Genomic DNA, 13,369 nt, shown 5'->3' with positions numbered 1-13,369 from the left:
CGACCGAATCCGGGTCAGTCGAGTCTATCGTACAACTGCTCGGCCGCCCGACGAACCGCTTCGTCGCTGCTCTGTGCGGGCGTCCACCCCAGCGCGGACAGTTTCTCGATGGACAGTCGCATCTTCGGCACGTCGCCCGTCCACCCGCGGTCGCCGCCGGTGTACTCGTACTCGGGGTCGAGGTCCATCACGTCCGCCACGATGTCGGCGATGGCGTTGACCGAGGTGGTCGTCCGCGTCCCGAGGTTGTAGGTGTTCATCGCATCGTCGGCGTTCTCGACGACGTAGCGCATCGCTTCGGTGCACTCGGTGACGTGCATGTAGGATTTCTCCTGGAGTCCGTTCCCGAGGATGGTCAGCACGTCGGGGTTCTCGTCCAACTTCTCCACGAAGTCCGGGACGACGCCCGCGCCGAACCGCGGACCGACGATGTTGGCGAATCGGAAGTTCCACACGGTGAAATCGTAGGAGTGGGCGAACGTTGAGAGGAGCGCCTCCTCCGAGAGTTTCGCCGACCCGTAGATGCTGATGGGTTCGAGCGGCGCGTAATCTTCGGGCGTCGGCCGCGGGGCCTCGCCGTACACCGTCGAGGAGGACGTAAACGCGAAGTTCGTCACGCCGACCTCGTCCATGCGTTCGAGAATGTTGTACGTCATCTCGCCGTTCTCCTCGAACTGGGGCCGCGGGTCGTCGGTGTTGACGTACTTATCCGCCGCGGCGAAATGGAAGACGGCATCGAAGGAGCCGTCGATGACCGCCTCGACGGCGGATTCGTCGGTTAAATCGGCCTGAACGAACTCGGCGTCGTCGTGAACGGACGACTCGACTCCGTTGGAGAGGTCGTCCGCGACCACCACGTCGTTGTCCGCGACGAGGTCGTCGACCATCTGGGAACCAACCAAACCGGCACCGCCGGTTACGAGAACTCGTTTACCGGAGAGTTGCATGCACGGTTCTGCGATTGTGGCCGGGAAGTGTGTTCCGGTCTGCCGGAACGCCGTCGAAAAAACGTCGCGTTACCGCAATCCGTATTTCGAAACCTCCTAACGCGTTCGGCCGCCATCGAAGCGTATGCACGACGAACCGTCGGTCACGGTCGTCCGTCTCGGCCACCGACCCGGACGCGACGAACGGATGACCACACACGTCGGACTCACCGCCCGCGCGTTGGGTGCGGACCGCGTGGTCCTTCCCGACAACGCGGGACAATCGCAGGAGACCATCCGCGACATCACCGACCGCTTCGGCGGCCCGTTCGAGGTCGAACTGTCCGGCAGTCAGAAGGCGCTCATCCGAAACTGGGAGGGAACCGTCGTCCACCTCACGATGTACGGCGAGCGCGTACAGGACGTGGAAACCGAGATTCGGGACGCACACGCGGACGAACCGCTCCTCGTCGTCGTCGGGGCGGAGAAAGTTTCGTTCGACGTGTACGAAGCCGCCGACTGGAACGTCGGCGTGACCAACCAACCGCACTCCGAAGTCGCCGGACTCGCCGTCTTCCTCGACCGGTTGTTCGACGGCCGGGAACTCGACCGGGAATGGGAGGACGCCCAACAGCGCGTCATCCCCAAGGAGACGGGAAAGCAGGTCGAACCCGTCGGCGAGAAGGAGTAAGAAGAAAGAAGAAGTGTCGAAGGAGTAAGAACCGACCGCACGTTTCGTTTTCAGCTCTCTTCAGCTTAGTCCATCATCTGCGCCGCGATGGTGTTCCGGAGGACTTCGCTCGTTCCCTCGTATATCTCGTTCAGTTTGGCGTCGCGGTAGTAGCGTTCCACGTCGAAATCCGTCGTGTAGCCGTAGCCGCCGTGGATCTGAATCCCTTCGTTGGCGACTTCGCGCGAGATTTCGCTGGCGAACAGTTTGGCCTGTGCGGCGTGCTTGATGAAGTCCTCGCCCCGAATCTTGCGGTCGGCGGCGCGGTGCATGAGCAGTTTGGCGGCCTGTACCTTCGTGTCCATGTCGGCCAGTTTGTGCTGGATGGTCTGGAAGTCGCTGATGGGCCGGTCGAACTGCTCGCGCTGTTGGGCGTATTCGAGCGCGTCGTCCCGCGCGGCGCGGGCGAGGCCGATGCTCCGCGCGGCGATGGTGATACGCCCGCCGTTGAGCGTCTTCAGCGCGTGGACGAACCCGTCGCCCTCCTCACCGAGCAGGCGGTCCTCGGGGATCCGAAGGTCGCTGAACCGGAGTTCCGCCGTCGGACAACCCTTGTCGCCGAGTTTGTGTTCGGTTCCCTCGACGTGGAAGCCGTCGTCCTCCTCGGGGCGGACGACGAACGACGAGATTCCCTTGTTACCGGCATCGGGGTCCGTCTTGGCGAAGACGGTCACGGTGTCGGCGACGGAGCCGTTCGAAATCCAGAGTTTGCCGCCGTTGAGGACGTACTCGTCGCCGTCCTTCTCGGCCGTGGTGTCCATCGCCGGGACGTCGCTTCCCGCGCCGGGTTCCGAGAGGGCGAACGCTCCGATGTCGGTGCCTTGGTTGAGCGGCGTGAGGTACTCCTGTTTTTGCTCCTCGTTCCCGAACTCGTAGAGCATGTTACCCGCGAGGCTGGTGTGGGCCGCGACGATGGTGCCGAGGCCGCCGCTCCCCCGCGAAATCTCTTCGAGACCGATGGCGTAGGAGTGGTAATCGAGTCCGGCCCCGCCGTACTCCTCGGGGAAGGGCATGCCCATCAGGCCGAGATCTGCCATCTCCGAGACGAGGTCGCTGGGGAACTCGTCGGTTTCGTCGATTTCCGACGCGCGAGGTTTGATCTCCTCGTCAACGAACTCCGCGACCATATCCCGGATCTGTTTCTGCTCTGCGGAGAGACTGAAGTCCATACGGGAGAATGTGGGTAGTCAATCCTTTACTTTTCGCATCCCGGCCGCTCCCCGTTTACAGCGGCCGCCGTTTAGGACAGTCGCTTGCGGATGGAGTCGAGCGTGACGACGCCCTGCACGAGGTACGACGCTTCCTTGCTCTTCGGGGCGATCGTCGCCGCACCGAGCAGGAGCGCGCCGCGCTTCGCGTTACCCTTCTGGAAGGCGTAGCCCGCTTGCGCGAGCAGGGACAGGATGTTCAGCTTGTCGAACGAGGAACTCCCGGACCCCTGCAACGCCTTCAGCGGTCGGTCCTCGCCGGGGGCCGCGGACGGGAGGACGCCCAAACAGGCTCGCGTGATGCCGAGTAGTGTTCGAATCATGGACTAGAGCATTGGGTCTCCTCCGGGGTAGGTCTGTGGTGCGAACTCGAAAGGGGTTGAAGAGGGGGGAGCCGACGGAGGGTCGAATGCCGCGTTCGAAACGTCTTACCGGCGCGAACCCGAACGGCGAACCATGTACGGCGTGGTGACGCGAAACCCCGAGGAACTCGACTGGCCCGAGTTCGAGCGTGGGTTCTACGAGATGAAGGACGTGACGGGACGTGCAACCGAACCGGTCGAGGCGGGCGTAAACATGATTTCGTGCTTCGGCGACAGCACCGCCGCCGAAAACGACCCGTCGCTGGTTCCCGTGAGCGACGAGGGCGAACTCGCCACGCGCGAGCAACCCTACTTCGACTGGGGGTACATCTGCCCGACCCGCGAGGCGTACCGAGACGGGCTGTTGGAGATGGTCTCCGACGCCGCCGAGGCGTACCCCGACGTTCGATTGGACGACGTGGGCTTCCCGCGGGCCGAATACTGCCACTGCGAGCAGTGCGAATCGGAGTTCGCGGCGAGCGACTACGACGACTGGAAGGCGTGGCGCGCGAGCGTCATCACGGAGTTCGTCGCGGAGGCGAGCGACAGAATCCCCGGCAAGACGTATCTGACGCTGTATCCCGACCCGTACCCCGGCCACCTCTACGAGCGGGCCGGACTCGATTTGGACGCGCTCTCCGAACACGTGGACGAGTTCGTCGTTCCGCTGTACGACATGGCCTATTCGACCACCTACTGGCTCGAAGTTATCGCCAGCGGGTTCGAAGACGCCCTCGACGCGCCGTTCAGCATCGAACTCTACGCGGTGGATATCGACATCGACGACCTCATTCACGCCACGGAGGTCGCCGACGCCTACGGTAACGACGTGTTCTTCGGCTACGAATCAGGGAACGCCCGCGCCGCGGTTCGGCGGATGGACGCCGACTCCCGCGACGGCGTTACGCACGGGAACTGAATTTCTCTTCTCTCCACTTCACCAGTTGCTCGCGGTCGCGGGTGTTCTCCGGGAGTTCGGCGAACCACTTCGCGTCCGTTATCTCGCCGTCGGGGTCACACAGCGTCGGCGTCGTCGTTTCCGCACAGGCCTGAAACACCGGGAGGACGCCCCACGTCGAGTAGTCGCCGCACCGAATCGCCGTCCGGGTCGCAATCGCCAATCCCTCGTAATCGGCTTCGACACCCGCTTCCTCGCCGAGTTCACGCTCCGCGGCCTCGCGGTAGGTCTCGTCCGCTTGAATGCCGCCGCCGGGGAGTACCCACATATCTACCCCGGCGTGCCAGACGAGGAGGAGTTCGCGGGACGGGCGGTAGACGATGGTGTGTGCACCGTACGGTGCACCGCTTTCGGACACGCGGTTGGCGAGCGTGCGAAACCGACCGCGGGACACCTCGTAGTTTCGCGTGAACTCCAGAAACTCCGTGTGTCGTTCCGTCAGACGGTGATAGGCCTGTTCCGCCCGTTGTTCGGCCTCGGTCGCGAGAAACCACAGCTCATCGAGCGTCATCGTATAACTGACCGCGGGCAGCCCCTGAGGACGAGCGAGAATCCGAGTGCGCGAGGAGTCCAATCATATGCCACGATATTCTGGCGGGCGAAATAAGCCTTCGGACGGCGACACTCGTGAATCGGTCGGTTTTTACGACCGGATGGGCTATCCGGCGGTATGAGCTTCGAAGAAGACGACGCGGTGATTCTGCACGACCAGCACAGCGAGTACGACGGCGAAGAAGGCACGGTCACGCAAGTCATGGAGAACATGTTCGGCGACGCCACCTACACCATCAGCTTCGAGGACGGCCAGGAGACGGGCATCCCCGAAGATTCCCTCGAAGCCGTCGAGGACGAGGAGTAACTTTTCTTTCTTCGATTCGTACGTACTAACATGGCTAGCGTTCCGTTTCACTACATCGACCTGCGGGCATTCTGCTATGCGACCGAAGACGACCAGCGCGTCGAGGATGCTCTCCGCGCGTACCTCCCCGAAGACGCCGAAATCGAGCGAATGAAAAGCGAGGGCCACCTCGGCGACCGCATCCTCATCCTCTCGGCGCGGGTGGAGAACGCGGACGAGATGCGTCACATCCTCGGCAGACTCCGCGAACTCGACGACATCGAGGACCTGCGCGACGAACTCGACCAGCGCGTGGACGACAACTGCTCGTTTTTCGTCTCGCTCGACAAGCAAGCCGCCTACCGCGACGAAATCGAACTCGGCGACGGAATCACCCTCCGCGCGAAAGTCGAAGCCTACCCCGCGAAGAAGGACGCCGCGGTCGAGAACGCCCGAAAAGCGCTGTCGTAACCCTGATTACGGGGTCTCGATCCCGATTAAGCCGACACAAAGTTTATCACAGTCCCTATTGTTGTGACAACCGTTACCACGCAACGCGTGGATGAGTATCATGCAAGAGTGTCCATACTGTAATTCTGACCTTCGTCACGGCGGTAACTCACGGACGACCCGCAACGGCAACCCGACCGGCCACAAGAGCACCGGTACCGAGTACGTGTCGTGTCCCGACTGCGGCGGTATGATCGACGGCTTCTCGGCCCACTAACCACGCGAACGCCTCTTTCGATTTTTTGTCGTCCCGTGCGCTCGGTGGGATGTGATTTTCGCCCCGAGCGCATGCTCTGCGGTGTTCACGGTGGAACTGTGCGGGACCGGATTCGAACCACGCCCGAACGGTTCTGCTCGCTCACGTCCGTTCGCTGTGGACTGCGTTCGGTCTCCTTCGAATCCGTTGACTGCATTCTCCGCTTACGACAGTTGTTCGCGGAGAATGTGTGGGACCGGATTCGAACCACCTGAAGACGCTTCCTCACTCGCGGTGCTCGTGAGACTGCTTCTTCCGTACTTCGAATCCACCGCGCAATTTTGCTACTCGCGGTGCTGCTCGTGGCAAAATGTGCGGGACCGGATTCGAACCGAAGCAAGACAGTCCTGCTCGTCTCACGTCCGTTCGACTCCGCGGGCTGTGTCTTGCAGGATTCGAATCGTTGGCTGCATTCTCCGCTCACGACCGTTGTTCGCGGAGAATGTGCGGGACCGGATTCGAACCACGCCAAGACGTTCCTGCTCACTACGTTGCGCGGGCGTGCGTCTCGTCTACTTCGAATCTGCTCGGCAATTTTCATCACTCATGCTGCGGGGAGCACACGCTACGCGGTGCTCCCCGGTTATTCGTGATGAAAATGTGCGGGACCGGATTCGAACCGGCGGACCTCTACAGGACAGCGTCCTAAGCGCTGCGCCGTTGGCCTAGCTTGGCTACCCGCACGCAGTAGGGGCTTTTCAGGTGCGAGATAAGAAACTGTCGTTCTCCTCGGACGAGCGTTTATAACGGATGACGCGCTAATTTTCCTCGTGTATCGGGCTCGTGACCAAGTGGAAAACGAATCGTGGCTCACCGAACTCCAACAGGCCGCCGACCGTCTCGACCTCGAAACCGCCGCTCGGTCGCGGGCAGCAGACCTCTTTCTCTCGACGGTCTCCGATGCCGAGGACCCCGAAGACCGCTCGAAACGCGCGGTCGCCGCGGCCAGTCTGTACGCGGGGTCGCTCATCGAGAGCGACCAGCGCTCACAGCAGGCGGTCGCGGACGCCATCGGCGTCTCTCGATTGACGATTCAACAGCGCTGGAAGACGGTCCTCGAAGAGGCGGGGCTTCAACCGCCGTCGTGGTAGCCGATCGGGAAGAGAAAGAACCTCAGTTGCGCCCGTCGCTGTCGGGGGTCAGGTTTCCGTGTTCGTCGATTTCCCCGGCGACGATGCGCGTGCTGGAGATGATGTCGCCGTCCTCGGCCGTGACGTGCGGGACCACGACGATTTCGAGGGGGTCGAAGCCGCGCTCAGCACGGAGTTCGTTGATTCGTTCGCCGCCGTGTTTCGTCTCGGGGGAGACGATGAGCACGTCGAACTGCTCCTCCGTGGCGATGCCGGTCGGTTCGGTGAGTTTCCGTACGTCGAACTCGCGGTCGTAGTCGTCCGCGAAATCTCGGAGTTCGGATTCGAGGGCGCGCTTCCGCTCCTCGAACGGGCGGACGTATCTATCCACGTTTCGAGTCGCCGGGGCGAGGTCGTCGCTCGTCAATCCGACGGTGACGTCGCCCAACTCGAACGCTCGCTCGAACAACGCCCGGTGTCCGTCGTGAACCGGATCAAACGTCCCACCCAACGCAACGTCCATACTCCGGCGAATGGTTCCGCGTGGTTTATCACCTTCGGAACGGCGTGCCGTCACCCGACGGGTCGGGACTCCTTTCGATACCGTCGGTACAGTTCCTCGGCCCACTCGAAGAAGGCGGGATGAGTACACTCCACGAGCGCCCGAAGCTGTCCGTCGTCGTTGTAGGCCCCCGCGAGCGCCCACCCGTCGCCGAGCGTCACCCCGAACTCGACGGGACCATCGTGTCGGTAGATGTCGATGGCGCGGCGAACGAGCCTGAATTCGAGCGGGTTGAGCGAGCGCGCGGTTTCGAGCGTGTCGGCGGGCATGACGAGTTCCGTCTCGACGCCCTCGAACACGAGTTCCGCGTGAACGTCGTGATACAGGCGGCTCAGGACGGGCGCGAGCATCCGAATCGAGTCGGTCTTCCGCGAGCGGAGTCGGCTCACGTAGTGGCTCACCGGAGCCTGTGGCTGGTCCGCCGACGCGACGACGAGGGTGGCGTCGTGCAACCACGCAGGGTCGGGAAGGTGGGTCGCGTCTGGGAGATGGCGGAAGAACGCGTCGAACCGCTCGATGGTCCCCAGCGTCTCGACGTAGTTCGCGTGCGTTCGCGTGACGAGTTCGCCGCTCGGGGTGAGGGCGTACTTTCCGTCACGTTTTCGCACCCATCCGCGGTCGGCGAACTCCGAGAGGTTCCGTTGGGCGCTCCGGCGAGAGACGTCGAGCGAATCAGCGACGTCGCGCGGAGACCCGGGTGACTCGCGGAGATGGGTGAGCAAGCGCAACCGCTCCGGCGATCCCGCGAGAAACGCGACCGTCTCTGGCGTTTCCATCGGGCGAGAGTACTCGTGGGGACGATGTAAACGTCCCCCTTGGACCGAATTCCCTCGCGAAGGCGAAACGTGATTCTTAAGGGCCGAACGGGTGTCGTTTGGGGTATGAGTGACGAACAAGAGGCTGACGCGACCGAGGAAGAGACCGCAGAAACACAGGAGGGGCTGCAGGAAGGAGACTTCATCAACCTCGATTACACCGCACGAACCGTCGAGGACGGCGATCTCGTCGACACGACCAGCGAAGAGGTCGCCGAGGAAGAGGACGTAGAGACGGAGGGCCGCGACTTCGGTCCCCGAACCATCGTCCTCGGTGCCGGTCACATCTTCGAAGACGTCGAAGAGGAAATCTTCGGCAAGGAAGCGGGCGACGAGGGAACCGCTACCGTCGAACTCGCGTTCGGCGAGTACGACAACGAGGAGGTCCGCACGGTCAGCGCCGACAAGATTTCCGAGGAGGACCGCTACCCCGGCGCAAACGTCAACGTCGACGGCCAGCAGGGCTACGTCGAGACCATCATCGGCGGCCGCGCACGCGTCGACTTCAACCACCCGCTCGCGGGTGAAGACCTCGAATACGAGTACGAAATCGTCGACGAAGTGGAGGACGCAGAGGAGAAGGCGAAGGGCCTCTTCTCGATGTACATCGACGCCGACCTCGACATGTGGCTGCAGACGGACGAGGAAGAGGAAGAAGTCGAGAACGAGGACGGCGAAACGGAGACCGAGACGGTCGAGAAGGAAACCCTCTACATCGAGGCGACGCCGCAGCTGTCGATGAACCAGCAGTGGATGTTCCAGAAGCAGCAGATCGCACAGGACGTCATCGACCGCCTCGACCTCGACCGCGTTATCGTGCAGGAGACCATCGACGGCGCCGGTGCCGGTATGATGGGCGGCATGGGCGGAATGGGTGGCATGGGCGGTGCCGACCTCGAAGAAGCCCTCGAAGACGTCGATATCGACGAGGACGAACTCGTCGAGGAACTCGAAGAGGAAGGCGACGACGAAGCCGAAGACGTCGAAGAGTAATCGAATCGTCTTTTTAGATGGCCGAGCAGTGTCGGGTATGCACTCCCCGACGCGACTCTTTCATCTCCATTTCAACACGCCCGACGTGAGCCACGCGGAAGCCGAACTCGACGCGCACGGACTGCCGCCCTACCAGCGCTTCGGGCAGGTCGATGGCGAATTTCACTCACTCGACGCGAGCGACCCGGTTCCGGACGGGTTCCGCCTTCGCCTCCAGAACGCCCAACGCGGCTACGTCAACGTCACGATTGCGCCGGGACGGCGACCGCACTTCGACCATCTCGGACTCTGTACCTCCGACTTCGACGCGATTTGTGACCGGGCGAACGAAGCGGGGTGGTCGGTCCGTGACCGCGACGGGAGACGCACGTTCGTCATGACACCGTGGGGGTTCCGCGTCGAACTGCACCGCGACGGAAGCGACGTGGAGGCCGACCTCGGGTCGTGGGACGACGCGCGGTTCGAGCGCGTCGAACTCGCTGTTTCCGACCCCGACGCCGAAGACGAATTCCGAGCGGTGTTCGGGGAGATACCGGGACTGGTGTTTCGGCAGGATACCGACGATGATGGCGTACGCGTTCCACGGTTCGAACTCGGCGGTTCGGCGTTCTCCGCGGGAGAAACGGTCGAAAGTACGTCGTTCCTCTGATCAGTTCGTCGCGTTCCGCGACCGGACGGTTCTGGCCGACCACTCACCGGCGTCGGCCTGTCGAACGATTCCGGACTCGATGCTCGCGTTTTGAATTTCGACGGCGGGTTTCGGCTCCGTATCGGGGTTCGTCACGTCCGGCGACACGGGCGGGTTCGCGGAGCGTCTCGGAACCGTGGTGTTGACGACGGTCAGTTTCGTCACGTTCAGCGTGTCGAGGTTCGCTCCCTCGACGGTGACGTTTGCGAGCACGTGTCGCTTAATAACGCGGTTACTCACGCCTGGGTCGAACAGGTCGCCGCCCGGAACGTCCCAAATCGAGCGGTTTCTGATGACGATTCGGTCCGCGCTCACGTTTTTCAGCGTGCCGTTGCGGATGTGGACCGTCGCGATGGAGACGTTGCGGAGGGTGACGTCGCGCTTGGTTCCGTTTTCGGTCTGTAGCGTGTCGACGTGAACTTCGTCCACCGTCGCGTTGTTCACCGTGGTGTTCCGGAGCGCCCACGTTCTGACCGTCACGTCCTTGGTTGACACCTTGTACTGGCCGAGCTGTAACGACGGATTTGCCGCGGCCGCCCCGGTCAGCCCGCTGCCAGCGACGGCTACCCCACCCGAGAAGACGACGAAAAGCGACACGACGACAGCGGCGTGTGCGCCGATTCGAGTTCCCATACACGCCACGAATTCGAGCGACGGCATAAACCGCTTCGACCGTTTTTCCCAGTTCGGCGGATTAGGCCGTCGTTTCTCACTTCACGCTGATATGTGCGGCGAGGTCGTCGCGGATGATGGTTTCGCAGTACTCACAGCGGACGCCATCGGAGAGCACCTCGAACTTCGAATCGACGGGTTCGTCCTCCGTCGAGATGCAGTTGCTATTCGGACAGGAGAGGATGCCGACGACGTACTCGGGGCGCTCCAAGCGATGCTTTTCTGCCACTTCATACTCCCGAATGATGTTGATGCTCGCGTCGGGGGCGATGAGCGAGAGGACGTCCACCTCGTTCTGACTCAACTCCTTTCCCTCGACTTTCACGATGTCCTTTCGGCCCATCCGGTCGCTGGGTACGTTCATGCCGACGCTCACTTCCTCGCCGTCGCTTCCGTCGATGCCGAGGATTGCGAGGACGTTGAGCGCCTGCCCGGCGCGAATGTGGTCGATAACGGTGCCGTTTCGAATCTTGCTGACGCGGAGTTCGTGGTCGCTCATTGGTCCTCCAGCATGGAGTCGAGCAGTGCCATACGCACTGGAATGCCGTTGTGTGCCTGTTCGAAGTACTTCGCGTGGTCCGTCTCGTCCACCTCGGGCGCGATTTCGTCGACGCGGGGAAGCGGATGCATGATGGTCAAATCATCCCGCGCGCCTTCGAGCGTTTCGAGGTCGATACGGTAGTCGCCCGCGACGGCGCGGTACTCGTTCTCGTCGGGGAAGCGCTCGCGCTGGATGCGCGTGACGTAGAGCACGTCCAGGTTCGGAAGCACGTCCTCGATGTCGGTGTGTTCGCGGACGTTCGCACCCGCTTCGTGGAGGTCGTAGCGAACGCTTCGCGGGAGTTTGAGGCTTCCGGGACTGATGAAGTGCTGGCGGGTGTCGAAGTTGGTCAACGCGTGGGCGAGCGAGTGGACCGTCCGTCCGTACTTCAGGTCGCCCATGATGCCGATGGTGAGGTCGTCCAGTCCCGCGTTCTCCCGAATCGTATAGAGGTCGAGGAGCGTCTGTGTCGGGTGATGGCCTGCCCCGTCCCCGGCGTTGAGGAGGGGGACATCGACGAACTCGCTCACCATCTTCGCCGCACCTTGGCTCGGGTGGCGCAACACGAGCGCGTCGGCGTAGCCCTCGATGACGCGAGTCGTGTCGGCGAGGCTCTCTCCCTTCTTCACGCTCGATGATTCGACGGAACCCATGTCCACGATGTCGCCGCCGAGACGTTTGATCGACGTCTCGAAGCTCATCTTCGTGCGCGTGCTCGGTTCGTAAAACAGCAACCCGAGGAGTTTTCCCGCGTGTCGGTCCCCGAACGCCGCCGGGTCGGCGTCGATTTCGGCGGCGCGGTCGAGGACGTCCTCGATATCCTGCCGCGAAAGTTGTTTCGTGTCGATGAGGTGGTCGTGCCGCATCGTTCGAAGAGGGGTTGTCACGCGCCTTGAAAGGCACGGGTCGCCCCCGAAGTTTAAATCGGATGACGGAACCACACCCGGCATGCTCGCCATCGCCGGTGGAAAAGGAGGCTGTGGAAAGACGACGACGACGCTCGGACTCGCTGGTGCGCTCGGCCGGATGCGCCGGTCAGTCCTCGCCGCGGACGCCGACGTGGACATGCCCGACCTCCATCACCTCGCCAACGTGGACGGGACGCCGAACCTCTCCGCCGTCGCAAACGGCGAGGCGGTCGAAATCGCCACGCACCCACCGCCGACGCTCTCCGGCGTCGAAGTAGTTCCCGCGCCACAATCGATGGGCGACTCCGTTCACCTCCCGAGCGCGCTCTCCCGTCTCGCCGACGCCGCCGACCACGTTCTCGTTGACTGCCCGGCGGGAGCGGGACCGGACGCGGCGACGCCGCTTCGCCTCGCGGACCACGTTCTGCTGGTGACGACGACCGACCCGGCCTGCCTCCGTGACACGGCCAAAACCGCCGCGATGGCCCGTGCACTCGGGACGACTATCGTCGGGGTCGCCCTCACCCGAACGGAGAACCCGCCAACAGGAATCGAGCGCCTCCTCGGCGGTCCCGTTCTTGCCTCGATTCCCGACGGCGGCGTCGCCGTCCTCTCGGACGAATCGGTTCGGCGGGCGTACGACTGTCTCGCGTCGGCACTCCTGACAAAACACTTATGAACGCTGTTGGAGTTGTCACAATTATGGTATCGCGGCTTTCGACCGGAATTCCGGTGCTCGACCGGAAACTCGACGGGGGTATCCCGCCCGGGAGCACCGTCGCGCTCTGTGCACCTCCGGCCAGTCAGGCAGAACTCCTGTTGACCGAGTTCACCGCCAGTCGCCCCACGTTGTACCTGACGACCGACCGCGACGAGGAGACGGTGAGTGCCGGATTTCGACGCGAATCCAGCCGTCGGACGCCGGAAGTCAGATACATACCGGGTGATGCACCGCTGGACCACGCGCGACGACTGTTCCAGCGGCTCCGGAGCGATTCGACGCTCATCATCGACCCGATGAACCTACTGGAGCGGGAGGACCCGACTCGGTATCGGAACTTCCTCCACGACCTGCAGTCCCACCTCCGCGGAACGGACAGCCTCGCAATCCTCCACTGTCTCGACGGACGGTGGGTTCCCGACCAGCGGGACATCACGGAACACGCCGTCGATGTGGTGTTTCAACTCAACACCGAAATTTCGGGCGACCGCGTCGAAAATCGACTCGCCGTGCCGAAGTTCCGCGGCGGACGGGCGCTTCCCGAAACCATCAAACTCGAACTCACAGAGTCGGTGGCAATCGACACCAGTCGGGATATCGCGTGAGAATTT

19 protein-coding genes and 1 tRNA gene are annotated in these 13,369 nt (G+C 62.8%); 10 read left to right on the top strand and 10 right to left on the bottom strand.

Translation table 11 applies throughout. The features are described 5' to 3' along the window. Window positions 1-14: 14 nt before the first annotated feature. Window positions 15-947 (bottom strand): NAD-dependent epimerase/dehydratase family protein, encoded by a 933-nt coding sequence (locus B208_RS0103160; protein WP_007982851.1) that lies wholly within the window; start codon window positions 945-947, stop codon window positions 15-17. 124 nt (window positions 948-1,071) lie between these two features. Between B208_RS0103160 and B208_RS0103155 the strand changes: the two genes are divergently transcribed. Next, window positions 1,072-1,617: a tRNA (cytidine(56)-2'-O)-methyltransferase gene (locus B208_RS0103155; protein ID WP_007982852.1), complete on the top strand. Its 546-nt coding sequence runs from the start codon at window positions 1,072-1,074 to the stop codon at window positions 1,615-1,617. 65 nt (window positions 1,618-1,682) lie between these two features. Here the strand turns inward: B208_RS0103155 and B208_RS0103150 are convergent, their stop codons facing one another. Further along, window positions 1,683-2,825 (bottom strand): acyl-CoA dehydrogenase, encoded by a 1,143-nt coding sequence (locus B208_RS0103150; protein WP_007982855.1) that lies wholly within the window; start codon window positions 2,823-2,825, stop codon window positions 1,683-1,685. Window positions 2,826-2,896: 71 nt separating this feature from the next. Beyond that, window positions 2,897-3,187: a hypothetical protein gene (locus tag B208_RS0103145; RefSeq protein WP_007982856.1), complete on the bottom strand. Its 291-nt coding sequence runs from the start codon at window positions 3,185-3,187 to the stop codon at window positions 2,897-2,899. Window positions 3,188-3,320: 133 nt separating this feature from the next. On the opposite strand from B208_RS0103145, the gene B208_RS0103140 reads away from it, so the two are divergent. After that, the gene (locus tag B208_RS0103140) at window positions 3,321-4,145 is read left to right on the top strand and encodes a hypothetical protein (protein WP_007982858.1); all 825 of its coding nucleotides are present in this window, start codon (window positions 3,321-3,323) and stop codon (window positions 4,143-4,145) included. Here the strand turns inward: B208_RS0103140 and B208_RS0103135 are convergent. Then, window positions 4,129-4,695 carry an NUDIX hydrolase gene (locus B208_RS0103135; RefSeq protein ID WP_007982860.1) on the bottom strand — a complete coding sequence of 189 codons (567 nt, stop codon included), beginning with the start codon at window positions 4,693-4,695 and terminating at the stop codon, window positions 4,129-4,131. The two genes, B208_RS0103140 and B208_RS0103135, sit on opposite strands and share 17 nt — an antisense overlap. 159 nt (window positions 4,696-4,854) lie before the next feature. Between B208_RS0103135 and B208_RS0103130 the strand changes: the two genes are divergently transcribed. The 3 genes from B208_RS0103130 (at window position 4,855) to B208_RS23710 (ending at window position 5,749) form a co-directional block, all read left to right on the top strand. Continuing rightward, a complete protein-coding gene (locus tag B208_RS0103130) occupies window positions 4,855-5,043 on the top strand; it encodes a hypothetical protein (protein ID WP_007982862.1) in 189 nt (62 codons plus the stop codon). 30 nt (window positions 5,044-5,073) lie between these two features. Further along, window positions 5,074-5,493, top strand: coding sequence for an RNA-binding protein (locus tag B208_RS0103125; protein WP_007982863.1), 420 nt, complete (start codon window positions 5,074-5,076; stop codon window positions 5,491-5,493). A gap of 100 nt (window positions 5,494-5,593) precedes the next feature. Further along, window positions 5,594-5,749 (top strand): hypothetical protein, encoded by a 156-nt coding sequence (locus tag B208_RS23710; RefSeq protein WP_154652468.1) that lies wholly within the window; start codon window positions 5,594-5,596, stop codon window positions 5,747-5,749. 638 nt (window positions 5,750-6,387) lie between these two features. Here the strand turns inward: B208_RS23710 and B208_RS0103115 are convergent. Continuing rightward, a tRNA-Leu gene (locus B208_RS0103115) sits at window positions 6,388-6,472 on the bottom strand. 86 nt (window positions 6,473-6,558) lie between these two features. Here B208_RS0103115 and B208_RS0103110 point away from each other — a divergent pair. Beyond that, window positions 6,559-6,879, top strand: coding sequence for a transcription initiation factor IIB family protein (locus tag B208_RS0103110; RefSeq protein ID WP_026177713.1), 321 nt, complete (start codon window positions 6,559-6,561; stop codon window positions 6,877-6,879). Window positions 6,880-6,901: 22 nt separating this feature from the next. On the opposite strand, the gene B208_RS0103105 is transcribed toward B208_RS0103110, so the two are convergent. Further along, the gene (locus B208_RS0103105) at window positions 6,902-7,381 is read right to left on the bottom strand and encodes a phosphopantetheine adenylyltransferase (RefSeq protein WP_007982868.1); all 480 of its coding nucleotides are present in this window, start codon (window positions 7,379-7,381) and stop codon (window positions 6,902-6,904) included. 50 nt (window positions 7,382-7,431) lie between these two features. Then, window positions 7,432-8,196, bottom strand: coding sequence for a helix-turn-helix transcriptional regulator (locus tag B208_RS0103100; RefSeq protein ID WP_007982869.1), 765 nt, complete (start codon window positions 8,194-8,196; stop codon window positions 7,432-7,434). 105 nt (window positions 8,197-8,301) lie between these two features. Here B208_RS0103100 and B208_RS0103095 point away from each other — a divergent pair, with 105 nt between their 5' ends. After that, the gene (locus B208_RS0103095) at window positions 8,302-9,228 is read left to right on the top strand and encodes an FKBP-type peptidyl-prolyl cis-trans isomerase (protein WP_007982871.1); all 927 of its coding nucleotides are present in this window, start codon (window positions 8,302-8,304) and stop codon (window positions 9,226-9,228) included. Window positions 9,229-9,265: 37 nt separating this feature from the next. Continuing rightward, window positions 9,266-9,877: a VOC family protein gene (locus B208_RS0103090; protein ID WP_007982873.1), complete on the top strand. Its 612-nt coding sequence runs from the start codon at window positions 9,266-9,268 to the stop codon at window positions 9,875-9,877. On the opposite strand, the gene B208_RS0103085 is transcribed toward B208_RS0103090, so the two are convergent. The 3 genes from B208_RS0103085 to pyrB form a co-directional block, all read right to left on the bottom strand. Next, window positions 9,878-10,549, bottom strand: coding sequence for a hypothetical protein (locus B208_RS0103085; protein ID WP_232423708.1), 672 nt, complete (start codon window positions 10,547-10,549; stop codon window positions 9,878-9,880). A 76-nt stretch (window positions 10,550-10,625) separates the two neighbouring features. Further along, the gene (pyrI, locus tag B208_RS0103080; RefSeq protein WP_007982879.1) at window positions 10,626-11,087 is read right to left on the bottom strand and encodes an aspartate carbamoyltransferase regulatory subunit; all 462 of its coding nucleotides are present in this window, start codon (window positions 11,085-11,087) and stop codon (window positions 10,626-10,628) included. Beyond that, window positions 11,084-11,995 carry an aspartate carbamoyltransferase gene (gene pyrB / locus B208_RS0103075; protein WP_007982880.1) on the bottom strand — a complete coding sequence of 304 codons (912 nt, stop codon included), beginning with the start codon at window positions 11,993-11,995 and terminating at the stop codon, window positions 11,084-11,086. The genes pyrI and pyrB overlap by 4 nt, the downstream gene beginning before the upstream one ends. Before the next feature lie 82 nt (window positions 11,996-12,077). Here pyrB and B208_RS0103070 point away from each other — a divergent pair, with 82 nt between their 5' ends. Both B208_RS0103070 and B208_RS0103065 read left to right on the top strand, forming a co-directional pair. Next, window positions 12,078-12,716 carry a nucleotide-binding protein gene (locus B208_RS0103070; RefSeq protein ID WP_007982881.1) on the top strand — a complete coding sequence of 213 codons (639 nt, stop codon included), beginning with the start codon at window positions 12,078-12,080 and terminating at the stop codon, window positions 12,714-12,716. Between the two features lie 23 nt (window positions 12,717-12,739). Continuing rightward, entirely contained in the window at window positions 12,740-13,363 is a 624-nt protein-coding gene (locus B208_RS0103065; RefSeq protein ID WP_007982882.1) for an RAD55 family ATPase, read from the top strand. Window positions 13,364-13,369: the final 6 nt, after the last annotated feature.

Source organism: Haladaptatus paucihalophilus DX253, assembly GCF_000376445.1.
Lineage (GTDB): Archaea > Halobacteriota > Halobacteria > Halobacteriales > Haladaptataceae > Haladaptatus > Haladaptatus paucihalophilus.
Note: the sequence above shows the minus strand (reverse complement) of the source record. Positions and strands in the feature narration are given on the sequence as shown.

Coding starts and splice junctions, on each gene's coding strand:
- B208_RS0103125 (WP_007982863.1), top strand. CDS start 5,074: ATGGCTAGCGTTCCGTTTCACTACATCGACCTGCGGGCATTCTGCTAT.
- B208_RS0103090 (WP_007982873.1), top strand. CDS start 9,266: ATGCACTCCCCGACGCGACTCTTTCATCTCCATTTCAACACGCCCGAC.
- B208_RS0103155 (WP_007982852.1), top strand. CDS start 1,072: ATGCACGACGAACCGTCGGTCACGGTCGTCCGTCTCGGCCACCGACCC.
- B208_RS0103085 (WP_232423708.1), bottom strand. CDS start 10,549: ATGGGAACTCGAATCGGCGCACACGCCGCTGTCGTCGTGTCGCTTTTC.
- B208_RS0103095 (WP_007982871.1), top strand. CDS start 8,302: ATGAGTGACGAACAAGAGGCTGACGCGACCGAGGAAGAGACCGCAGAA.
- B208_RS0103070 (WP_007982881.1), top strand. CDS start 12,078: ATGCTCGCCATCGCCGGTGGAAAAGGAGGCTGTGGAAAGACGACGACG.
- B208_RS0103065 (WP_007982882.1), top strand. CDS start 12,740: ATGGTATCGCGGCTTTCGACCGGAATTCCGGTGCTCGACCGGAAACTC.
- B208_RS0103130 (WP_007982862.1), top strand. CDS start 4,855: ATGAGCTTCGAAGAAGACGACGCGGTGATTCTGCACGACCAGCACAGC.
- pyrI (WP_007982879.1), bottom strand. CDS start 11,087: ATGAGCGACCACGAACTCCGCGTCAGCAAGATTCGAAACGGCACCGTT.
- B208_RS0103145 (WP_007982856.1), bottom strand. CDS start 3,187: ATGATTCGAACACTACTCGGCATCACGCGAGCCTGTTTGGGCGTCCTC.
- B208_RS0103150 (WP_007982855.1), bottom strand. CDS start 2,825: ATGGACTTCAGTCTCTCCGCAGAGCAGAAACAGATCCGGGATATGGTC.
- B208_RS0103105 (WP_007982868.1), bottom strand. CDS start 7,381: ATGGACGTTGCGTTGGGTGGGACGTTTGATCCGGTTCACGACGGACAC.
- B208_RS0103100 (WP_007982869.1), bottom strand. CDS start 8,196: ATGGAAACGCCAGAGACGGTCGCGTTTCTCGCGGGATCGCCGGAGCGG.
- B208_RS0103160 (WP_007982851.1), bottom strand. CDS start 947: ATGCAACTCTCCGGTAAACGAGTTCTCGTAACCGGCGGTGCCGGTTTG.
- B208_RS0103140 (WP_007982858.1), top strand. CDS start 3,321: ATGTACGGCGTGGTGACGCGAAACCCCGAGGAACTCGACTGGCCCGAG.
- B208_RS0103135 (WP_007982860.1), bottom strand. CDS start 4,695: ATGACGCTCGATGAGCTGTGGTTTCTCGCGACCGAGGCCGAACAACGG.
- B208_RS23710 (WP_154652468.1), top strand. CDS start 5,594: ATGCAAGAGTGTCCATACTGTAATTCTGACCTTCGTCACGGCGGTAAC.
- pyrB (WP_007982880.1), bottom strand. CDS start 11,995: ATGCGGCACGACCACCTCATCGACACGAAACAACTTTCGCGGCAGGAT.